Below are 20,697 nucleotides of genomic sequence, written 5' to 3' on the forward strand. Positions count from 1 at the left end.
TCACAGCCAGTACGAAAGAGAACACATATGCCTCATAACCCCAACCCGGTCAGCCACGCGGCTTCAAGCGCGCCGCGCATCCGCGACTGGTCGCTGTCCTGGCAGATCGGGGCGGTCGTCCTGGGAACCGTATTTCTGGCGCTGGCGTCTTACATCGAAGTGCCTATGGTTCCGGTGCCGGTGACCATGCAGACCTTTGCGGTCACCCTGATCGGCGCGGTCTATGGCTGGAGACTCGGCGCGGCCACCATCGTTGCGTGGTTGGTCGAAGGCGCGATCGGGTTGCCGGTTCTAGCTGGGGGTGCTGCCGGTGCGCATCACTTTGTCGGCCCGACCGCCGGATACCTCTTTGCCTTCCCCGTGGTCGGCGCGCTCACGGGATGGCTGGCGGAGCGCGGCTGGAACGGCAACCGCCCCTGGCTGGCGTTCGTCTCCATGCTCCTGGGCAACGCGCTTTGCCTCGTGCTGGGCGCAGCATGGCTTTCCGTCGCCATTGGCATCGAACAGGCTATTGTCCACGGAGTCACGCCGTTCCTGATCGGCGGGGCGCTCAAGTCGGCATTGGCCGCGACCACGCTCAAGCTCATGACACGCGCGCAAAAATGACCGTCCGGCTGCGGCCGCACCATCTCCTTTGCCTGCTGACTTACGCAGGCAAAGGTTACAGTGCTGCGTTCGTCGCCAATTACGACGCGATCGCGGCCCGGCTCTCCGCAGGCGAACACATCCTGATCGTCTCCGGGCCTGACGATATTTGCGCGCCTCTGCTTGGTGAGGCGGAGCCGCACTGCCTTCGCGACAGCGTGACGGAGCGCGATCGTCAGGCGGCGGCCAGTGTTGGTACGCTTCTGGGGTACTCGATTGCCGAGGACATGGAACTTCAGCTCCATCCCTCGCTTCTACGAACTATGCGCGATGCGTTCTCTTCGGGCCGCACCCGGGGTGCTTGCGGCGGGTGCGAGTGGTTTGACCTTTGCAGTTCAATTGCCGCTTCAGGCTATGGAACGGTGGCACTCCGCTGAAAGCCTCGCAGCGAGACAATTCCGGAAGCTCACACCGTCTGCCCGACGGCTTTGGCCGCCTGCCGGTCGGTAGACGGTCGGGCGTGAAATCGAAAACAGCTCTGCAAGATCGCTGATCGAATGCTCGCCGGCATCGTACCTGCGGCGGAGTTCCTTTGTTGCCGCTCGGAAAGCTTCGGCCTCTTGCGCGGAACCGGGTTTCTGTTTCGAGCAACTAGCGATGTATCGGGGATCAGTGATCCATGGCCTTGACGATCTCTTCGGTCATCTTCTTGGCGTCGCCCAAGAGCATCATGGTGCCATCCTTGTAGAACAGCGTGTTGTCGATGCCGGCATAGCCGGAGCCGAGCGAGCGCTTGACGAACAGACAGGTGCGGGCCTTGTCGACGTCGAGGATCGGCATGCCGTAGATCGGCGACGACTTGTCGTCGCGGGCGGACGGGTTGGTGACGTCGTTGGCGCCGATGACATAGGCGACGTCGGCCTGCGCGAATTCGGAGTTGATATCCTCGAGTTCGAACACTTCGTCGTAAGGCACGTTGGCTTCGGCCAGCAGCACGTTCATATGGCCGGGCATGCGGCCGGCGACCGGATGAATGGCGTACTTCACGTCGACGCCATTGGCCTTGAGCTTGTCGGCCATCTCGCGCAGCGCATGCTGCGCCTGGGCGACCGCCATGCCGTAACCAGGCACGATGATGACCTTCTGCGCGTTCATCATCAGATAGGCGGCATCGTCGGCCGAACCCTGCTTGACCGTCCGCTCGATGCCGTCGTCGGCAGTGGCGGAAGTCTCGCCGCCGAAGCCGCCGAGGATGACCGAGATGAACGACCGGTTCATGCCCTTGCACATGATGTAGGACAGGATCGCGCCGGACGAGCCGACCAGTGCGCCGGTGATGATCAGCGCCAGATTGCCGAGCGTGAAGCCGAGTGCCGCAGCCGCCCAGCCCGAATAGGAATTCAGCATCGAGACGACCACCGGCATGTCGGCGCCGCCGATCGGGATGATGAGGAGGACGCCAAGGACAAGCGATGCCGCCACGATCAGCCAGAACACCAGTTTGGACTCGGTGGTGACCAGCAGCACGATCAGCACGATCAGCCCGATGCCGAGGGCGGCGTTGATGAAATGGCGGCCGCCGATCATGATCGGCTTGCCCGACATGCGGCCGTCGAGTTTGAGAAAGGCGATGACCGAGCCGGTGAAGGTGATGGCGCCGATGGCGACGCCGAGGCTCATCTCGATCAGCGCCTGGGCGTGGATGTCGGCGACCGTGCCGATGCCAAAACTTTCCGGCGCATAGACGGCGGCAGCCGCCACCATGACGGCGGCAAGGCCAACCAGCGAATGGAAGGCGGCGACCAGCTGCGGCATCGAGGTCATGGCGATGCGCCGTGCAGTGACCGCGCCGACCGAGCCGCCGATCAAAAGACCGAGCACGATGAGGCCGAAGCCTCCGGCCGAAGGGGTCGCCAGCGCCAGCGTAGTGACAATGGCGATGCCCATGCCGATCATGCCGTACATGTTGCCCTGACGGCTGGTGGTCGGGTGCGACAGGCCGCGCAATGCCAGGATGAACAGGATGCCGGAGACCAGATAGAGGAAGGAGGCGAAGTTGGCGTTCATGGCGCTCTACTTGTCCTTCTTCTTGTACATCGCCAGCATGCGCTGGGTGACGAGAAAGCCGCCGAAGATGTTGACCGAGACCAGCATCAGCGCAACGAAACCGAAGCCGGTGGCGATGCCGGACGCCGAGATGCCGACGGCAAGCAGCGCGCCGACGACGATGACCGAGGAAATGGCGTTGGTGACGGCCATCAGCGGCGTGTGCAGAGCCGGTGTGACCGACCAGACGACGTAATAGCCGACAAAGATCGCCAGCACGAAAATAGCGAAGCGGAAGACGAACGGATCGATCGCCCCGCCGGACAGCGCGTGCGCGGCGTCGGCTGCCGCATCGGTGCCGCCTGGAGCGGTGGCCAGATCCTGCACCGCGAGCCGGACGGCAGCGGTCGCCTGGTCGAGCTGGTCGAGGGCTTTTTGCAGGGTCTGGTCCATCACGCGATCCCTTTCGACTTGTTGGCGGGCGATTTGGGTGCGGCAGGTTTCCTGGATGCGGCAGCTTTCTTTGGCGCGGCCAGTTTTTCTGCAGCGGCGGGCTTCGCAGGCTCAGCCGAGGCGATCATCACCGCCGGCTTGCCGGCGAAGGCCGGATGAACGACCTGGCCACCATCGGTCAGCATCGTCGCCTTGACCAGTTCGTCGTCGCGGTTGATGGCAAGCGTCTTGGTTGTCTTGTCGACCAGCGTCTCGATGAACGCAAAGAGGTTCCTGGCATAGAGCAGCGAGGCGGAGGCCGCGACGCGGCCCGGCACATTGAGATGGCCGACGATTTTCACCCCGTTGGCCGTGGTCACCACCTGCCCCGGCACAGCGCCCTCGACATTGCCGCCGCGCTCGACCGCGAGATCGACGATCACCGAGCCCGGCTTCATCGAGGCGACCATCGCGGCCGAGACCAGCTTCGGCGCCGGGCGGCCGGGAATCAGCGCCGTGGTGATGACGATGTCCTGCTTGGCGATGTGCTCGGCAGTCAGCGCCGCTTGCTTGGCCTGGTATTCGCTAGACATTTCCTTGGCGTAGCCGCCAGCCGTCTCGGCCGCCTTGAACTCCTCATCCTCGACCGCCAGGAACTTTGCCCCCAGCGAGGCAACCTGTTCCTTGGCGGCGGGACGCACGTCGGTGGCGGTGACGACGGCGCCGAGACGACGCGCAGTAGCGATCGCCTGCAGGCCGGCGACGCCGACGCCCATGACGAAAGCTTTCGCCGCCGGCACCGTGCCGGCCGCCGTCATCATCATCGGCAGCGCCCGGTCATATTCGGCAGCCGCGTCGATCACCGCCTGGTAGCCGGCGAGGTTGGCCTGGCTGGACAGGACATCCATCGATTGGGCGCGCGTGATGCGCGGCATGAACTCCATCGAGAAGGCGGTGACGCCGGCCCTTGCCAGAGCATCGACGGCAGCATCGTTGCCATAGGGCTCCATGATGGCGATGACGGCGGTGCCTGGGCGATAGGCCTTCAGTTCCATCTGATCAGGCCGGCGCACCTTCAGCACCACATCGGCTTTGGCGACATCGCCGGCCTTGCCGACCGCAGCGCCGGCCTTGGCGAACTCCTCGTCGGGAATGCGCGATGCCGTGCCGGCGCCGCTTTCGACGATGACCTCAAATCCCAGCCCCGCCAGCCGCTTAACGGTGTCGGGCGAAGCAGCAACGCGAGACTCGTTCGCTTCGAGCTCACGAGGGATGAAAACCGTCTGTCCCACCGCACAATCCTTTCGGCTGGAACCTGTCTGCGCAGGACGCCGGCCGGATTTCCGGCGATGTCGCGGGCAAGGGTTTTGAAGAATTTACCGGAGAATGAAAGCGCCGAGGGCGAGGATCAGAACGAACAGGACAAACGCCGAGAAGAAGCCGCCCGCAAAGAAACCGAAAGCCATCGCCAGAAGCACGGCGGCGCAAAACAGCGATCCGTATTTGGCGAGCATGACAAAGCCGGCATAGGTGCGGTCGTGCTCGGCATAGTCCATCTTCGCGCCTAGTTCGACAGGACCGGTCGGCGAGTGATCAGCCATAGGAATACCCCTTCGAAGACATCTTTCAGGCACATAGCGAAAAGCCAGGCCGAGAGCAATGGCGCTATTGCCGCATCGCTGGAGACAACAGCCTTAAAGGAAAATTGGAGCCACCAGATGCAGGACGACATTTCGGAGGCGCTCGCGACTGCCGCCTCGTGCCTGCCTGCCGGCTAACGCGCCGCGCCTGCCCGCACTTCAGCTGGCGAGCTGCGGAAACAGCCCAAGCAGGCCGACGACGATCAGATAGAGCGCGACGATGTAGTTGAGCAGTCGCGGCATCACCAGGATCAACACGCCGGCAATCAGCGAGATCAGTGGAGTGAGTGCGAGCGTGGAAATGGTCATGTCGGGTTCCTCTCGATAGAATTTCCGCCGAAGCGATGCAGATTGACACCGTCCGCGCGCCATCGGCGCGCCTCCCAGAACGCCGAAGCGGCCTGAAAGCTCCAGCCGCGCTCTGAATTTGCCGATCTCAGGCGGCTTCGCGGTAGTATTTGGCGGTCGGCAGGATGGTCAGTGGCGCGAGTTCGCCGGCACCAGGTGCCTCAAACAGCATGCGCTGCTCCATTGGCGTCGACCGAAAGAATGGGAAACGGGAGAAAGACCGTTCGCGAATGGCACTGACGTCGGCGCGGTAGAGCACGACCTTGTAATTCAGGCCCGGATAATTGCGCAACTCGCCGATTTGCTCGGAACAGTAAATGCGACGATAGAAGCCTGCATGTTCGGGGCGGATGGTGGAGAGACAATAAGGCGCGTCAAAGTAGAAGCATGCCATGCCAGCGAGGCGCAGCGTCAGGTACGGAATTTGCGGATAGACCCGCGACCAGTCCGGATCGGCGGCAAAGCGGCTGGGATCGGCAAAATGCACACCAGACGCCAGCATGGGGCGCAATATGTCGCCGTAAACCGTCGTGGAAGGCGACTGCGGCGTGGCGCTGCAGGCATGGTGAATACGCAGCGTGCTGACTAGAACGCCGTCGATATAGATTCCGAACTTGGAGCAATTGGCCGCTTCGTCGAGCTCGTCGTGCACAATATGGTCGGGATTCTTCGGGACCATATCGCTCAGACGGTAAGATTTGTAGCGCAACCTGTAAATGTCTTCGAGATCTTCGCCCTTGTCGCAGCGGCGATATTCCGTCCGCTCGAGCATCGCCGAGACATTCCTGGCAAAGCCTGACATATCGTCAGACGCATTAGTCGCGTTCGCACCCGCCGATTGGCGAGGCGAATTCAACTCGACAATCATATACTCGTTCCCCGCAACTGCCGCCGCGATCAACACTACGGCAGAGCCTTATGATGTAAAGATGAAAACAAGATAGAAATCGTTTACCGGCTATTAAGGTTAATAATCGGCAGAATTGTATTAAAGTACCAGGTCTTCCGGCGAAATCACCGATGCGTCGCCTTGCTGGCCGTCTTGATGTCCCTGGCGAAGGGCCAGACCGTGCTTGACATCGTCTCGATGCCGGATGCGCTGAGCGCCGAGCCGAACAGGAATCCCTGGACCAGGTCCGGCTTGACCTGCAAAGCCAGGATCTTGAGCTGCTCGAAAGTCTCGACGCCCTCGACGGTCACTGAAAGCCCCAGCGGCCGTGACAGATTGACGATGCCCTTGAGCAATTCGAGCGAACGGCTGTCCTGGGTGACGTCCATCAGGAACGAACGGTCGATCTTGATCTTGTCGAGCGGCAGTTTGTGGAGATAGCTCAGGCTCGAATAGCCGGTGCCGAAATCGTCGAGCGCGATGCGCACGCCAAGCCGTTTCAATTCCTCGATATACTGGCGCGTCAGCGATTTGTCGTCGAGCAGCGCCGTCTCGGTGACCTCGATCTCCAGGCGGCCGGCGGCGAGGCCGGAGCTGGCGAGCGCATCGCGAACCTTTTGCACAACGTCGCGGTTGCGAAAATCCTTGGCCGAGAGATTGACCGAGACACTGGTCTGTGCGGGCCATTTGGCGCATTCGGTGCACGCCGCATGCAGGACGAAGGTGCTGATTTCGGAAATGATGCCCATTTCTTCCGCCAGCGGAATGAAGATGCTGGGCGAGATCGGTCCGAGATCGGGGTGGTCCCAACGGCACAGTGCCTCGCAGCTGGCTATGCGCATCGTGCTCATCGCCACGATCGGCTGGTAGACCACCCGCAGCCCCGTGCTTTCCACCGCAGTGCGCAGATCCGCCTTCATCAGCAGACGGTTGCGGAAAGCGGCATCCATCGATGACTCGAACAACCGCCAGGTATTCTTGCCGAGTTCCTTGGCCTTGTATAGCGCCAGGTCCGCCTTGACGATCATGGCGTCCACATCGGTATCCCTGACCCGCGACAGCACCGCGCCACCGCTGGCCTGGATGCGCAGTCCGTGGCCGGCGACGTCGACCTCGCCCTGCAGTTCGATGAAAATCCCGTCGATTTGGCTGGTCAGATGGCTCTCGTCCTCAACGCGGTCGAAGAAGATCATGAACTCGTCGCCGCCGAAACGGCTGATGGTGACACCTGGTCCGGCGATCGCTGCCAGCCGCTCCGCGACGGCGTAGATCAATCCGTCGCCGACCGGGTGGCCAAGCGTGTCGTTAACGCTCTTGAAGTCGTCGAGGTCGAGCACGGCGAGCCCGCAGAGGCGCTCGAGGTCACCGGATGCCATGGCCTCTCCGATCAGCTCGTGGAAATAGGCGCGGTTGGGCAGGCCGGTGAGGCTGTCGTAGCGCGCCATGAAGCGGATCTTGCCTTCTGCCTCGACGCGGGCCGTCACATCCTCGAAGGTGATGACGCCCAGGTCCTGGCTGCCCTCACGCGCAGAGAACTCATAGTGCTGCCCGTTCGCGAGCGAGACGAGAATCTTGCGGTCGCGGCCTTCGCGCAGGGCGCGCGTAAGCTGGGCTTCGATGTAGCGGCAGTCCTTCGGCGCCAGCATGCCGCCGGCAACGCCACGCATCAGCAGGCCGTGGATCGATCGCCCGAGCAACGCGTCGGGCGACTTGAGCGACATCAGATGCGCGGCTTCGGCATTGGCCACCGCCACCAAGCCGTCAGGGCCGAGCATGACAAGCCCGTGCGACATGGTGTTTAGCGCCCGATTGAAGCGCTCGGCGAGGCGGTTCGCCTTCTTCTCTTCGGACAAAGCGGCGAAAAGCACCTCCCTAACCACATCGGCGAAGCGTTTGATCGCGAATAGAAAGGGAGCCGACATCAGACCAAGTATCACGTGGTAGACATCGCCACGCAGGATAAAGCCCAGCGAGATCGACCACGTCATGGTCATGATGAAGATCATGACCATCCTCGGAGAGCCGTAATTGCGGCCCGCGATCGCCGTGGCGGACGCCAGCGTAACGCAGACAGCGGCTATTTCGGCATAGTTGTCATGCGCCAAGTAGATGCCGGCGAAACAGAAGGCGCCCAGCATGAAACCATGCATGGAGCCGTAGAAAATGTAGTCATTTTCGCGGCGGCGCGCCTCCTCCCAATTCTTGGGTGACGGGGCGTGGCGGTATTTTCTGATGTTGCGCAGGCGCAGAAATGCGACGATCAGAAATCCGGCGGCCACCGCAATGTAGATCGGATCCCTGGTCTTCCAGTAGACGAGCACGACCAGCAGGGTTTGGGCAAAGAATCCGATCGAAAGCGTCAGGCTGTCGCGGAACAGAGTTTCCACGAACGGAATATAGACGTCGACCGGGATGTCGTTTTTTCTTTTCAGATTCACGCCTGAGTCCCACCCTGGGGAGCCAAGCTGTGTCACATCAGGCTTAAGAAAGATTTAGAGAGGCGGTTCCAGGCCTCACCGTCAGGTCGGCTGACGCCAGGGGAAGCCACCCTTCAGGTAAACAAGACATGTCGATCACTCGGCGGCCTGGAGTTCCGGCCGGGCAGGTGTCTTCGTCAGGCGATCGAGCAGCCTCAGGCGCTCGCCAGCCGCCTTTTCGGCGCTGGCCTGCCTGACGTGACCATAGCCGCGAATGAGCGCCGGCACCGAGGCAAGCGCTGCCGCGGCCTCGATCTTGCCTGGCGCCAGCGCGCGGGCGACAAGCTCCAGATCGGCCTCGTACTGGGCAAGAAGCTGCCGTTCCATACGCCTTTCGGAGCTGTGGCCGAACACATCGAATACCGTGCCGCGCAAGCCTTTCATCGCTGCCAGCAGGCGGAACCCCTTCATCATCCACGGACCGAAGCTCGACTTCCTCGGCTTGCCGTCCTTGCCGCGCCTGCCCATCATCGGCGGCGCGAGATGGAATTCGAGTTTGTCGTAGCTCTGGAACTGCTTGCCCAGCTCGGTGGCGAAGGAGCCGTCGGTATAGAGCCTCGCCACCTCATATTCGTCCTTGATCGCCATCAGCTTGAACAGGTTCCTCGCAGCGGCCTCGGTCACATCAGTCGAACCGGGCACCGCGCTGGCTTCGGCCTTGCGCAGCGCGGCCACTCTGTCGGCATAGCGCTTGCCATAGGCGGCGTTCTGATAAGCAGTGAGGAAGGCGACGCGGCGGGCGATGAGGTCATCGAGCGTTTCAGCGATAGCGCTGTTCTGTGCAGCCGTGCCCGGCTGGACGACGAGGCCGCGCACGAAATCCGGCTGGTGGGCGGCGCGGCGGCCCCAGCGGAAGGCTGAGACGTTCATCGCCACCGACTGACCGTTGAGCTCGATCGCCTTTTCGACTGCCTCGGCAGACAGCGGCAGGCCGCCATGCTGAAAGGCGAAGCCGAGCATGAACATGTTGGCGCCGAGCGAACTGCCGAACAGCGCCGTGGCGGTGCGGGTGGCGTCGAAAAAATGCGCCTTGTCGTCGCCGGCGGCAATGCGGATCGCCTTTTTCAGCCGCTCGACGGGCAGTGAGAAATCCGCCGACCGGGTAAACTCGCCGGGCATGATCTCGGCGGTGTTGGCGAGGAAAATCGTGTGGCCTTCGCGCACCGCGGCGAGCACCTTTTGGGCGCCCGACACGACGAGGTCGCAGCCAAGCACAAGGTCTGCCTTGCCGGCCGAAACGCGGATGGCATGGATATCGGCCGGGCTGCGTGCGATGCGGACATGGGTAAACACCGAGCCGCCCTTCTGGGCAAGGCCGGCCATGTCGATCATGCCGCAGCCCTTGTCTTCAAGATGAGCCGCCATGCCAAGCACCGCGCCGATGGTGACGACGCCGGTGCCGCCGACGCCGTCGATGATCGCCGCCCAGCCTTGGTCGCCGAGCGGAAATTCCGCGGGCGCGGGCACGCCGTCGAGCGGATCGGTGGTGCCGGCCATACCCTCGGCCTTCCTGATCCTGGCGCCATGCACGGTGACGAAGGACGGACAGAAGCCGTTGATGCAGGAGAAATCTTTGTTGCAGCTCGACTGATCGATCCTGCGCTTGCGGCCGAATTCGGTCTCGACCGGCTGGATCGACACACAATTCGACTGCACCCCACAATCGCCGCAGCCTTCGCAGACCAGTTCGTTGATGAAGACGCGCCTGTCGGGATCGGGGAAGGTGCCGCGCTTGCGGCGGCGGCGCTTTTCGGCGGCGCAGGTCTGGTCGTAGATCAGCACGGATGTGCCCCTGACCGCGCGCAATTCGCGCTGCACGAGGTCAAGGTCGTCGCGGTGATGGATGGTGGCGCCGGCGGGGAATTCGACCTTGCCGGTATATTTGGCCGGTTCGTCGGTGACGATGGCGATCCGCCCGACGCCCTCGGCCCGCACCTGCCTGGCGATCATGTCCACGGTCAGGCCCCCCTCGTGCGGCTGGCCGCCGGTCATCGCGACGGCGTCGTTGTAGAGGATCTTGTAGGTGATGTTGGCGTCGGTCGACAGCGCGAAGCGGATCGCCAGCGCGCCGGAGTGGTTGTAGGTGCCGTCGCCGAGATTCTGGAAGATGTGGTCGCGTTTCGAGAACGGCGCCTGGCCGACCCATTGCGCGCCCTCGCCGCCCATGGCGGTGAAACCAACGGTGTTGCGATCCATCCACAGCGCCATGAAATGGCAGCCGATGCCAGCGGCGGCGAGCGAGCCGTCGGGCACCTTGGTCGAGGAATTGTGCGGGCAGCCGGAGCAGAAGAAGGGCGTGCGCGAGGCGATGTCTGTTGTGTCGGCGAGCATCGCCTGGAACTGGCGAAGTTTCGCCACCCGCGCGCCGATCTCGTCCGACGGACCGATCGTTCGCAAGATTCTCTCGCCGAGTGCTATGGCGATGTCGTTAGGATCGAGCGCGCCCTTGGCCGGGAACAGCCCATCGCCGCGCTCGTCCCTCTTGCCGACGATAACCGGCTGCATGGCCGTGCCATAGAGATTTTCGCGCAGCTGCACCTCGATCAGCGAGCGTTTCTCCTCGACGACGACAATGGTGTCGAGGCCGCGAGCGAAGTCGGCGATGTGCTGCAGGTCGAGCGGCCACGGGCAGCCGACTTTGAACAGCCTGATCCCGATGCGGTTGGCGGCGGCCTCGTCGACACCGATATCTTCCAGCGCCTGGCGGACGTCGAGGTAGCTCTTGCCGATGGTGACGATGCCAAGCTTCGGGCCACTGCCGCCGGAATAGACAATCCGGTTCAGGCCGTTGGCGTGGATAAACGCCGATGCGGCGGCGCGTTTGTATTCATGCAGTCGCTCCTCCTGGCCGAGCATGTCGATCTCGTTGCGGATGTTGAGGCCGCCGGGCGGCATGTCGAAGTCCGGGTTGACGATATCAAGCCGTTCGAGCGCGGCATCGACCGAAGCCGTCGATTCGATGTTGTCCTTGACGCATTTGATCGCCGCCCAGGTGCCGGCAAAGCGCGACATGGCAAAGCCGTAGAGCCCATAGTCGATGATCTCCTGGACCCCGGCCGGATTGAGGATCGGCACCATGGTATCGACAAACAGGAACTCGGTCGCGTGCGCGTTGGTCGAGGATTCGGCCATGTGGTCGTCGCCCATCAGGGCGAGCACGCCGCCATGTCTTGACGAGCCGGCGAGATTGGCATGGCGGAAGACGTCGCCGGAGCGGTCGACGCCCGGTCCCTTGCCGTACCAGATCGAAAAGACGCCGTCATGCGTTCCCTCACCCAGCAATTCGGCCTGCTGCGATCCCCAGCAGGCGGTGGCTGCGAGTTCCTCGTTGAGGCCGGGCTGGAAGATGATGTCCGACTGGGCGAGCTGCTTCCTGGCCTTCCAGAGCTGCATGTCGAGGCCGCCGAGCGGCGAGCCGCGATAGCCGGAGACGAAGCCGGCGGTGTTCAGGCCGGCCCGGCGGTCGCGCTCGCGCTGCATTAAAAGCATGCGGATGACCGCCTGCGCGCCGGAAAGGAAGATGCGCTCCTTTCCCAGATCGAACTTGTCGTCGAGCGCGACATCATGCAGCGTCATCAGGCATTTCCTCTGCGGAGGCCGCAGTTCGAGCGCAGCCAACGTCGGAGTTGGAAGCTGCAGTGTTTCTCCCCTTGCCGGGCAGGTCAAACAAAATCGAAGATGCCAGGCGAAGCGCAACAAACGATCCGTTCCACGCCCGATGCTGTAAGAAACGCTCACCAATTGGTCCGTCAGCGCCAAGAAAATTCGGCGCCAGGAAAATTCCGGCCGCGATCGATACCGGCGATGTTGCGTCAGCCGGCGTTCGAGCAGTCGGGCTTGGGCGCGCCCGGCAGCTTGCCGTCCGGATGGCCGGCAAGCTCTGGATTGGGCGTATAGAGTTGATCGATGACCAGCGGCCGGTCGGGCAGGACCGATTGGTCCTGCGTCGACATCACCGTGGTGTCGATCTTCTGGAGGATTGCACCGTGAGTATCCGTGATGCTGATCGATATCGCATAGGGCCTGTCCCTGGCGATGCAGGAAAGCGCCGGACTCTCCAGTGACACCTTGCCGAGCTTTGGCCAGACCTTCTGTTCGACGATCAGCGGCTCGCCGCCTGCCGGATTCTGGAAGCTGGCGACCGCAACCTGTCCTTCCTCCATCGGCTGCAGCGGTTTCAGCGTGACGACAAAGGTCGCCCTTGCGAGCCGATAATTGAAGACGACCAGCTTGCCGGAAATCTCAAACAATCTGCCTTCGCCGTCGTTGCCGGTATCGCGGCAGGCGCCGAGCGTTGCCGCGGCCACGAGCATGGCGCCGACAACGGCCAGGCGCAAGATTTTCCTAGACATTGGCGGTCCCTCTGGCTGCCGTTCGGCGGCGATAATGGCGACTTGCCTTCTGGCGGTTGCCGCACACCGCCATGTCGCACCAACGACGGCTGGAATTGCGGCTTCGGTCGAGAAACAACCAACTGCAATTGGGGCAGATCCTCAGCCTTGCGACTGTGTCAGCCTGCAGCAGCGACAGTGCGGAAACCGCCAGTGCCGCCTCGAACGCGATGGGCGTCGCCGGATCGCCGAACGGCCGTCCCGGCGCACCGATCTCGGTGCGGCTGTCCGCGAGACCCTCGGCGCAGGCCTTCAGGAAGCCAGGCAGATCGCCTGTGGTAACCGCGCCCTTCGACACCGCACGACGAAACAGCCGGTCGGTCGTCTCGCGGATCGCCAGCACGACCGGCGCGATTTTGTCCGGGAACGGCGCTTCGAGCCGCCTGCCGCCAAGCTCGGCGGCGCGAAAGACGCTTGCCGCGTCGGCGAAACGGGCGATCTCCGCCGGATCTTTGAACCGGTCGAAGATTTTCTGGGGATCGCCGCGCAGCACGACGGTGTTCGCCGTGTCGAGTGCAAGAAGGCCGCCGGTGAAGCGGTGCGGGGTCCAGGAAACCGTCATGGTCGCCATTTCTAACCGATAAGTCGCATTTGACAAGTTAGATTGCCGATGCAACTCTGCTCCGCACGGACGCGGTTCTCCGCGATCCAAGGACATCGCATGCTTTATTTCTTCCAGCAGGTCCTGAACGGGCTGCATTCCGGCGCGCTCTATGCCCTGCTCGCCTTCGGCTATGTGCTGACCAACGGCATCCTGCACCGGACGAACCTCGCCTATGGCGCGCTGTTCGCCTTTTGCGGACAAACGATGATCCTCACCGCGGCCTTCGGCTATCAGGCCCTGTGGCTGACCCTGTTTGCGGCCGTCGCGCTCGGCATCGTCGCGGCGTTCCTGTATGCGGGGCTGATCAGCCATGTCCTGTCGCGCAGCATCTTCGAGCCGCTGGCCGACCGCACGCCCAATGCAATCGTGGTGACGACGCTGGGCATATTGTTGCTGCTGTCGGAGGCAAGCCGCATCGCCGCCGACACCCATGATCTGTGGCTGCCGCCAATGCTGGCCCAGCCCATCATTTTTGCGAAGGGGGCAAATTTCAATGCCACGCTGACGCTTATCCAGTTGCTCGACTGCGGGATCGTCGTGGCAATCATTGCGCTCGCCTCCTGGGCGTTCGCCCGCTCGAGTTTCGGCCGGCGCTGGCGCGCCGTGTCCGACGACGCCAAAGCCGCCGCCATGTGCGGCGTCGATGTGCGCGCGGTGTTTCGGCACGCGGTGCTCGCCGGAGGTCTTTGCGCGGCGCTGGCCGGTGTCCTCGCCGGCCTTTACTATGGCAACATCAGCTTCGGCTCCGGCCTGGTCTACGGGCTGAAAATCCTGTTCGTGACGGCGGTGGGCGGCTATCTCTCGCCGTTGCGGGCAGCACTTGGCGCTGCCGCTTTCGGCATGGCCGAATCGCTGTGGGCCGGCTACTTCCCGGTCGAATGGCGCGATGCCTGGATGTATCTGTTCCTCGTCGCTATGCTGGTGCTGATCGGCGCCGGGCGAGACCAAAGCAAGATCGTCTGAGGGCGCCAACCTCGGCAGCGTTGGCTGCAGACGTCACTTTGATTTTTGCGCATGATCACTTCCGCGGCTGTTTCGCCCCTTCCCCATCCCACAAGATTGTTTTACTCGGTCTGCCCTGTGTTGACCCGCCGGGCCACGCACGGCATACCGTTGGGCCACATCGCAGCGGCGGAAAACAAGCGGGAATCGGCGCGCCGCTAACTCTTTGAGTCACGCACCGTGCTTTCCGAAAATCGACACCGATTTTCGGGCCGATGCGTAAAGGGAGGAATGTATGGCAGGACTTCTCACTTTATCCAGAACCATTGACCGTGTGAACGAGTTCATCGGCAAATGGGTGTCGTGGCTGATCCTGCTGGCAATCCTGGTCAGTGCCGCCAATGCGGTCATCCGCAAGACGTTCGACATGTCGTCGAACGCATGGCTGGAACTGCAGTGGTATTTGTTCGGCGCAGCCTTCATGCTGGCCGCCGCCTACACGCTCAAGCAGAACGACCATATCCGCATCGACGTCGTCTACGGCATGTTCTCGCGCCGCGTGCAGCACTGGATCGACCTTTTCGGCCATCTCTTTTTCCTGATGCCATTCGTGACGCTGATGGTGATCTATTTCGTCCCCTATGTGTCGCTGTCGTTTCGCAGCGGCGAAATGTCGAACAATTCCGGCGGGCTGATCATCTGGCCGGCAAAGGCGATCCTGCTGGCCGGCTTTTTCCTGCTCGCGCTCCAGGGCATCTCCGAGATCATCAAGAAGATCGCCATCATGCGCGGCGACATGGACGATCCCACCCCGTTCATATCGGTGCATGAACAGGCCGAGCTCGAAGCGAAGGCGCTTGCCGAAGAGGTGCGCTCGTGATCGAGTTCATCGCCCAGAACATGGCGCCGATCATGTTCGCCTCGCTGGTCATCTTCCTGCTGATCGGCTACCCGGTCGCCTTCTCGCTCGCCGCCAACGGCCTGCTGTTCTTCTTCATCGGTGTTGTGCTGTCACCCTATTCGGGCGGATCGATCAATCTCGCCTGGCCGCTGCTGCATGCGCTGCCGGACAATTTCTACGGCAGCCGGGTAATGTCAAACGACACGCTGCTGGCCATCCCGTTCTTCACCTTCATGGGCATCGTGCTCGAGCGATCGGGCATGGCCGAGGACCTGCTCGACACGATCGGCCAATTGTTCGGGCCGATCCGCGGCGGCCTCGCCTATGCCGTGATCTTCGTCGGCGCGCTGCTTGCCGCAACCACGGGCGTGGTGGCTGCTTCCGTCATCGCCATGGGGCTGATCTCGCTGCCGATCATGCTGCGCTACGGCTATGACCGCCGTGTGGCATCCGGCGTCATTGCCGCATCGGGCACGCTCGCCCAGATCATCCCGCCGTCGCTGGTGCTGATCGTTCTGGCCGACCAGCTCGGTCGCTCGGTTGGCGACATGTATGCGGGTGCGCTGATCCCGGGGCTGGTTCTGACCAGCCTTTACACGATGTATATCGTGATCATGTCGATCGTCAGGCCGAACTCGATGCCGGCCCTGCCGCTGGAGGCCCGCACCCTCGGCCACGGTGTCCTGTCACTGCTGGTCGCGGTGCTGGCGGCGATGGTGGTTTCCTACGCGGCCTATCGCTATCTTGCGTCCTCGCAGGGCCAGAACGCCGACATCCTCGGCGCCACCATCGGCGTGATCTCCATATACGTTGTGGCGATCGCCGACCAGCGCCTGAAGATCAACATGATGTCGCGGCTGGCGCAGCAGGTGATCATCGTGCTGATCCCGCCACTGGCGCTGATCTTCCTGGTGCTGGGCACCATCTTCCTCGGCATCGCCACGCCGACCGAAGGCGGCGCCATGGGCGCTGTCGGCGCACTGATCATGGCGGCGATGAAGGGGCGGCTGTCGCTGGACGTGATCAAGCAGGCGCTGGCGTCGACGACGCGGCTATCGTCGTTCGTGCTGTTCATCCTGATCGGCGCGCGAGTGTTCTCGCTCACTTTCTACGGCGTCAACGGCCATGTCTGGGTCGAGCACCTCCTGACATCGCTGCCGGGCGGCGAGATCGGCTTCCTGATCGGCGTCAACATCCTCGTCTTCCTGCTCGCCTTCTTCCTCGATTTCTTCGAACTCGCCTTCATCATCGTGCCGCTTTTGGCGCCGGCCGCCGACAAGCTCGGTATCGACCTGATCTGGTTCGGCGTGCTGCTCGGCGTCAACATGCAGACCAGCTTCATGCATCCACCCTTCGGCTTCGCGCTGTTCTACCTGCGTTCGGTCGCCGCCCGCGTACCCTATCTCGATCGCCTCACCGGCAAAAAGATCGCGCCGGTAACCACCGGCCAGATCTATTGGGGGGCGGTGCCATTCGTTTGCATCCAGGTCATCATGATCGGCTTGACCATCGCCTTCCCGCAAATGGTGATGCACTACAAGGGCACGGCAGCGGACCCGGGCACGATCGACTACCAGGTGCCGGAAACGCCGAGCCTGTCGCCGCTCGGCGTTCCGCCAGCGGATGGCGGTACGGCGCCGACTGCGCCTGCACCAGATCTGTCGCAGCCGCCGAATTTCGGTGAAACGCCGGCTGCCAAGCCGGCAGCGCCAGCGCCCGATCTGTCCCAACCACCAACTTTCAATTGACGTCGGAGGCTCCACAGACATGAAAGCGGTGCGGCTGGAGGGCGTCGGCAGCATCATTCTTCGGGAGGTCGACAAGCCCGTGGCCGGGCCGGACGATCTCCTGGTGCGGATCGAGGCATGCGGGGTCTGCGGCACCGACCGGCATCTTTTCCATGGTGAATTTCCCTGTACGCCGCCGGTGACGCTCGGACATGAATTCTCCGGGATCGTCGAGGCGATTGGAACCGCCGTGTCCGGCTTTTCGGACGGCGATCGCGTCACCGGCGACCCCAACATCGCCTGCGGGCGCTGTCCGCACTGCCACGCCGGTCGCGTCAATCTTTGCCATAATCTGGTTGCCATCGGCATCCGCCGCGACGGCGGCTTCGCCGAATATGTCGTGCTGCCTAACAAGCAGGCCATTCTCCTCCCGAAAGACCTGAAGCCGAAGCATGGCGCGTTCTGCGAGCCGCTTGGCTGCTGCCTGCATGGCGTCGACCTGGCGCAGATCCGACCCGGCTCCGCGGTCGCCGTGCTTGGCGGCGGCGTGATCGGCCTGCTCACGGTGCAACTGGCGAGGCTTGCCGGCGCGACGACAATCATCCTGTCGACGCGCCAGGCCTCGCGGCGTGCCCTTGCCAAAGAACTGGGCGCGACGGCAACGGTCGACCCAACCGCTTGCGATATCATCGACACGGTCGTCGGTCCGTCGGGCCTCATGCCAGGCGGCGTCGATGTGGTGTTCGAATGTGCTGGCGTAAGAGAGACGGTCGAGCAATCGATGCGGCTCGCCAGGGCCGGTGGCGTAGTTATCGCCGTCGGCGTGATGCCTCAAGGCATGAAGGCCGAATTCGAGCCTTTCGACCTGTTGTTCCGGGAATTGAGGGTGCTGGGCTCGTTCCTCAATCCGTTTACGCATCGCCGGGCTGCCGATCTCATCGCCTCGGTGCGATCGAGATCGACAAGCTCATCTCCCGGCAGGTGACGCTTGAGGAGGCGGCTGCGGTGATCGCCAATCCGCCTGCGCCAGGCGAGGTCAAGGTGCTGGTCGTACCGGGCTGATCGGCAATCGAAGCGCTTCGGCGCCACGCGTCCGAAGAACGCGTGGCGCTAAAACTGTTGTCAGAGTTTGCCGGAGCGCTGCTGGACCATCATGAAGGTGTCGTAATTGTACTCGGCCACCTGCGCCCAGAGATAGTGCTCCTTGCGGAACGCCTTGATCGAGTCCCATATCTTCTTGAACGGCGCGTTCGAGGCTTCCATCTCGCCATAGACCTCGTTTGCCTTCTCGGAGCAGGCTGCCAGGATTTCCTGGCTAAACGGTCGCAATTTGGCGCCCGCGGACACCAGCCGCCTCACGGCCGCCGGATTCAGAAAGTCGTATTTCTGCAGCATGTTGGCGTCGGCAGCCTGCGCAGCGGTGTGCACCAGCGCCTTGTAGGCCGGCGAAAGCTCCTCGTATTTCGCCTTGTTGAACATCAGATGGACGGTCGGCCCGCCTTCCCACCAGCCGGGATAATAATAGTTGGGCGCGACCTTGTAGAAGCCGAGCTTCTCATCGTCATAAGGGCCGACCCATTCGGCGGCGTCGATGGTGCCTTTTTCCAGCGCTGGATAGATATCGCCGCCGGCGATCTGCTGCGGCACGACGCCGAGCCTTTCCACCACTTTGCCGGCAAAGCCACCGATGCGCATCTTGAGGCCCGAAAGGTCGGCGACGGTGTTGATCTCCTTGCGGAACCAGCCGCCCATCTGCACGCCGGTATTGCCACCCGGCAAGCCAAATAGGCCCTGCGTGGCAAGAAACTCGTTGAACAGGTCGATGCCGCCGCCGTGGTAATGCCAGGCATTGATGCCGCGCGCGTTGAGCGAGAACGGAACCGCGGCACCCAGCGCCCATGTCGGGTCCTTGCCCCAATAATAATATGCCACCGTATGGCAGGCCTCGACGGTGCCGGCGGTGGTGGCGTCCGCGGCCTGCAGGCCGGGCACGAGTTCACCGGCGGCGAAGACCTGGACCTGGAAGTTGCCGTCGGTTGCCTCCGAGAGCATCTTGGAAAAGACCTCGGCGCCGCCGTAGATAGTGTCGAGGGATTTCGGGAAGGACGACGCCAGGCGCCATGTCACTTTCGGATTGGCCTGGGCGATAGCCGGCGCGGCAAGCGCCGCCGTAGCCGCCGCAGCGCCGACACCGGTCACACCGGCCTTGCGGATGAATGATCGACGATCCATGAAGTCCTCCCTATTGGATCAACAGACCGACGTTCGGGAGATGCTTTGTGCCCCGGATCGGCTTCGCGGCAAACAATACACGGGCAAGAAGTCGAGTCCAGCCATGCGAGCCGGTTTTGCCGGCGGCGTTTTGGCGAAATACGCGGCGCGAACGCACCTCCTGCAACTTAAGTCTAACGCCCCTTCCGTGGCCCATGCGACATGCCGAACTTGTCATGGCAAAGCGTCGTCGGATCGCCTATTTTAAAGGCAGAACAACCCTTGCTCTGAATGGACCCGGATCAAAAATGCAGCAGCCGCTAGTCGCCATATCGACCGACGTCCGCCAGTTCGACAACTACACCTGGCATGCCGCTCCGCAGCAATATCTGGAGGCGGCGCTTTCGGCCGCTGGCGTGTTCCCGGTGCTGGTGCCATCCTTCGGCGACCGGCTCGATTTCGATGAACTCCTGTCATCGGTCGACGGCGTCATGATCACCGGCTCGAAGTCCAATGTGCATCCCTCGCTCTATGGCGGCGATGCCAGCGAGGCCAACGGCCCCTACGATCCGGCCCGCGACGCCACGACGCTGCCACTGATCCGCAAGGCAGTGGAGCGCGGCGTGCCGCTGCTTGCCATCTGCCGCGGCATCCAGGAGATGAATGTGGCGCTGGGCGGGACGCTGGCCACAGAAATCCAGGAGCGCGATGGGTCGCTGGACCATCGCGCACCGGCGAGCGACAATCAGGACGAACGCTTCGCCATCCGCCAGACCATTTCGATCAAGCCCGGAAGCTGCCTCGCCGGCGAGTTCGGGGCAGGCGACATCATGGTCAATTCGGTGCACCGCCAGGCCATCGACCGGCCCGGCCCGAAGCTGCAGATAGAGGCGGTCGCCACTGACGGCACGGTCGAGGCGGTTTCGGTGCGCGACGCCCGCGCGTTCGCCGTCGGCGTCCAGTGGCATCCCGAATACTGGGTCAAGTCGGACAGCGTCTCAGCAAGGATATTCCGCGCCTTTGGCGACGCGGTGCGCCTGCACGCCGTGGCGAAATCCGGCGCACGGGCCGCCGCGGAATAGTTCAGCCGTCGGACGTCGACGTCAATCGCTGCTGGCCGCCAGCGACAGCAGCGGCAGGGCTGGTTCGTAGGATTCATAACCGTGGCCGTCGGCGACGCCGAAAGTGACGATCGGGTCGATGCCGTTCGCGCTGAAGGTGACCGTGCCGTCATCCTGCTCACGCCAGAATTTCGCGCGCTCGATGCCGGGCAACACCCGGTGGCAATTCGCAGTGACCGTCAACAGCGACAGGCCATGCGCAACCTCAGTGCCGCGCTTGACCGCGCAGGACGCCTCGTCGCCATTGGCTACCAGGCGGTAGTCGCCGGGCGACTGCGCTGACTCATCGGCTGTGCGGCCTTCGCCTCCGCCGCTGTGAAACAGCTGAACGCTGCCGAGCAGCGCGGCCACCGCTATCAATGCAGCAAGTGCTTTCATCTGCT

Annotated in this window: 19 protein-coding genes and 1 pseudogene; 7 read left to right on the top strand and 13 right to left on the bottom strand. The window is 63.0% G+C overall.

Going from position 1 to position 20,697, the window contains the following annotated elements; genetic code table 11:
- Positions 1-27 precede the first annotated feature (27 nt).
- Positions 28-606, top strand: coding sequence for a biotin transporter BioY (locus JG739_RS01220; protein ID WP_202364886.1), 579 nt, complete (start codon positions 28-30; stop codon positions 604-606).
- Positions 603-1,022, top strand: coding sequence for a DUF1284 domain-containing protein (locus tag JG739_RS01225; RefSeq protein WP_202364887.1), 420 nt, complete (start codon positions 603-605; stop codon positions 1,020-1,022). The genes JG739_RS01220 and JG739_RS01225 overlap by 4 nt, the downstream gene beginning before the upstream one ends.
- Here JG739_RS01225 and JG739_RS36170 read toward each other — a convergent pair.
- The 11 genes from JG739_RS36170 to JG739_RS01280 form a co-directional block, all read right to left on the bottom strand.
- Complete coding sequence (locus JG739_RS36170) at positions 993-1,262, bottom strand: helix-turn-helix domain-containing protein (RefSeq protein ID WP_202367294.1); 270 nt, start codon at positions 1,260-1,262, stop codon at positions 993-995. The two genes, JG739_RS01225 and JG739_RS36170, sit on opposite strands and share 30 nt — an antisense overlap.
- Positions 1,255-2,652 (bottom strand): NAD(P)(+) transhydrogenase (Re/Si-specific) subunit beta, encoded by a 1,398-nt coding sequence (locus JG739_RS01235; protein WP_202364888.1) that lies wholly within the window; start codon positions 2,650-2,652, stop codon positions 1,255-1,257. Before JG739_RS01235 ends, JG739_RS36170 begins: the two co-directional genes overlap by 8 nt.
- 6 nt (positions 2,653-2,658) lie before the next feature.
- A complete protein-coding gene (locus tag JG739_RS01240; RefSeq protein WP_077375054.1) occupies positions 2,659-3,084 on the bottom strand; it encodes a proton-translocating transhydrogenase family protein in 426 nt (141 codons plus the stop codon).
- Entirely contained in the window at positions 3,084-4,355 is a 1,272-nt protein-coding gene (locus JG739_RS01245) for a Re/Si-specific NAD(P)(+) transhydrogenase subunit alpha (RefSeq protein WP_202364889.1), read from the bottom strand. Before JG739_RS01245 ends, JG739_RS01240 begins: the two co-directional genes overlap by 1 nt.
- Positions 4,356-4,439: 84 nt before the next feature.
- Complete coding sequence (locus JG739_RS01250) at positions 4,440-4,664, bottom strand: aa3-type cytochrome c oxidase subunit IV (protein WP_029347610.1); 225 nt, start codon at positions 4,662-4,664, stop codon at positions 4,440-4,442.
- Positions 4,665-4,862: 198 nt separating this feature from the next.
- Complete coding sequence (locus JG739_RS01255; RefSeq protein WP_202364890.1) at positions 4,863-5,012, bottom strand: DUF3096 domain-containing protein; 150 nt, start codon at positions 5,010-5,012, stop codon at positions 4,863-4,865.
- 127 nt (positions 5,013-5,139) lie between these two features.
- Complete coding sequence (locus JG739_RS01260; protein WP_202364891.1) at positions 5,140-5,919, bottom strand: N-acyl amino acid synthase FeeM domain-containing protein; 780 nt, start codon at positions 5,917-5,919, stop codon at positions 5,140-5,142.
- A 146-nt stretch (positions 5,920-6,065) separates the two neighbouring features.
- Complete coding sequence (locus JG739_RS01265) at positions 6,066-8,378, bottom strand: putative bifunctional diguanylate cyclase/phosphodiesterase (RefSeq protein WP_202364892.1); 2,313 nt, start codon at positions 8,376-8,378, stop codon at positions 6,066-6,068.
- Positions 8,379-8,513: 135 nt separating this feature from the next.
- Positions 8,514-11,993, bottom strand: coding sequence for an indolepyruvate ferredoxin oxidoreductase family protein (locus tag JG739_RS01270; protein WP_202364893.1), 3,480 nt, complete (start codon positions 11,991-11,993; stop codon positions 8,514-8,516).
- Between the two features lie 236 nt (positions 11,994-12,229).
- A complete protein-coding gene (locus JG739_RS01275; RefSeq protein WP_202364894.1) occupies positions 12,230-12,769 on the bottom strand; it encodes a hypothetical protein in 540 nt (179 codons plus the stop codon).
- A complete protein-coding gene (locus JG739_RS01280; RefSeq protein ID WP_202364895.1) occupies positions 12,762-13,370 on the bottom strand; it encodes a CGNR zinc finger domain-containing protein in 609 nt (202 codons plus the stop codon). Before JG739_RS01280 ends, JG739_RS01275 begins: the two co-directional genes overlap by 8 nt.
- A gap of 99 nt (positions 13,371-13,469) precedes the next feature.
- On the opposite strand from JG739_RS01280, the gene JG739_RS01285 reads away from it, so the two are divergent.
- The 4 genes and pseudogenes from JG739_RS01285 (at position 13,470) to JG739_RS01300 (ending at position 18,044) form a co-directional block, all read left to right on the top strand.
- Positions 13,470-14,375, top strand: a complete 906-nt coding sequence (locus JG739_RS01285) for a branched-chain amino acid ABC transporter permease (protein WP_202364896.1) — start codon at positions 13,470-13,472, stop codon at positions 14,373-14,375.
- A 274-nt stretch (positions 14,376-14,649) separates the two neighbouring features.
- Positions 14,650-15,234 carry a TRAP transporter small permease subunit gene (locus tag JG739_RS01290; RefSeq protein ID WP_202364897.1) on the top strand — a complete coding sequence of 195 codons (585 nt, stop codon included), beginning with the start codon at positions 14,650-14,652 and terminating at the stop codon, positions 15,232-15,234.
- Positions 15,231-17,003 (top strand): TRAP transporter large permease, encoded by a 1,773-nt coding sequence (locus tag JG739_RS01295; RefSeq protein WP_202364898.1) that lies wholly within the window; start codon positions 15,231-15,233, stop codon positions 17,001-17,003. The genes JG739_RS01290 and JG739_RS01295 overlap by 4 nt, the downstream gene beginning before the upstream one ends.
- Before the next feature lie 19 nt (positions 17,004-17,022).
- Positions 17,023-18,044: pseudogene (locus JG739_RS01300) on the top strand (zinc-dependent alcohol dehydrogenase family protein).
- Between the two features lie 60 nt (positions 18,045-18,104).
- Here the strand turns inward: JG739_RS01300 and JG739_RS01305 are convergent.
- Positions 18,105-19,214, bottom strand: a complete 1,110-nt coding sequence (locus JG739_RS01305) for a TRAP transporter substrate-binding protein (RefSeq protein WP_202364899.1) — start codon at positions 19,212-19,214, stop codon at positions 18,105-18,107.
- A 287-nt stretch (positions 19,215-19,501) separates the two neighbouring features.
- Between JG739_RS01305 and JG739_RS01310 the strand changes: the two genes are divergently transcribed.
- Positions 19,502-20,275, top strand: a complete 774-nt coding sequence (locus JG739_RS01310) for a gamma-glutamyl-gamma-aminobutyrate hydrolase family protein (RefSeq protein ID WP_202364900.1) — start codon at positions 19,502-19,504, stop codon at positions 20,273-20,275.
- Positions 20,276-20,296: 21 nt separating this feature from the next.
- Here JG739_RS01310 and JG739_RS01315 read toward each other — a convergent pair whose 3' ends face one another.
- A complete protein-coding gene (locus JG739_RS01315; RefSeq protein WP_202364901.1) occupies positions 20,297-20,692 on the bottom strand; it encodes a hypothetical protein in 396 nt (131 codons plus the stop codon).
- Positions 20,693-20,697 lie beyond the last annotated feature (5 nt).

It is taken from the genome of Mesorhizobium sp. L-2-11, assembly GCF_016756595.1.
In the GTDB taxonomy this organism is placed as follows: Bacteria; Pseudomonadota; Alphaproteobacteria; order Rhizobiales; family Rhizobiaceae; genus Mesorhizobium.

Bases quoted from the DNA above. Each gene is read 5' to 3' on its own strand.
- JG739_RS01220 (WP_202364886.1), top strand. From the start codon at position 28: ATGCCTCATAACCCCAACCCGGTCAGCCACGCGGCTTCAAGCGCGCCG.
- JG739_RS01225 (WP_202364887.1), top strand. From the start codon at position 603: ATGACCGTCCGGCTGCGGCCGCACCATCTCCTTTGCCTGCTGACTTAC.
- JG739_RS01235 (WP_202364888.1), bottom strand. From the start codon at position 2,652: ATGAACGCCAACTTCGCCTCCTTCCTCTATCTGGTCTCCGGCATCCTG.
- JG739_RS01240 (WP_077375054.1), bottom strand. From the start codon at position 3,084: ATGGACCAGACCCTGCAAAAAGCCCTCGACCAGCTCGACCAGGCGACC.
- JG739_RS01250 (WP_029347610.1), bottom strand. From the start codon at position 4,664: ATGGCTGATCACTCGCCGACCGGTCCTGTCGAACTAGGCGCGAAGATG.
- JG739_RS01255 (WP_202364890.1), bottom strand. From the start codon at position 5,012: ATGACCATTTCCACGCTCGCACTCACTCCACTGATCTCGCTGATTGCC.
- JG739_RS01260 (WP_202364891.1), bottom strand. From the start codon at position 5,919: ATGATTGTCGAGTTGAATTCGCCTCGCCAATCGGCGGGTGCGAACGCG.
- JG739_RS01270 (WP_202364893.1), bottom strand. From the start codon at position 11,993: ATGACGCTGCATGATGTCGCGCTCGACGACAAGTTCGATCTGGGAAAG.
- JG739_RS01275 (WP_202364894.1), bottom strand. From the start codon at position 12,769: ATGTCTAGGAAAATCTTGCGCCTGGCCGTTGTCGGCGCCATGCTCGTG.
- JG739_RS01280 (WP_202364895.1), bottom strand. From the start codon at position 13,370: ATGACGGTTTCCTGGACCCCGCACCGCTTCACCGGCGGCCTTCTTGCA.
- JG739_RS01285 (WP_202364896.1), top strand. From the start codon at position 13,470: ATGCTTTATTTCTTCCAGCAGGTCCTGAACGGGCTGCATTCCGGCGCG.
- JG739_RS01290 (WP_202364897.1), top strand. From the start codon at position 14,650: ATGGCAGGACTTCTCACTTTATCCAGAACCATTGACCGTGTGAACGAG.
- JG739_RS01305 (WP_202364899.1), bottom strand. From the start codon at position 19,214: ATGGATCGTCGATCATTCATCCGCAAGGCCGGTGTGACCGGTGTCGGC.
- JG739_RS01310 (WP_202364900.1), top strand. From the start codon at position 19,502: ATGCAGCAGCCGCTAGTCGCCATATCGACCGACGTCCGCCAGTTCGAC.
- JG739_RS01315 (WP_202364901.1), bottom strand. From the start codon at position 20,692: ATGAAAGCACTTGCTGCATTGATAGCGGTGGCCGCGCTGCTCGGCAGC.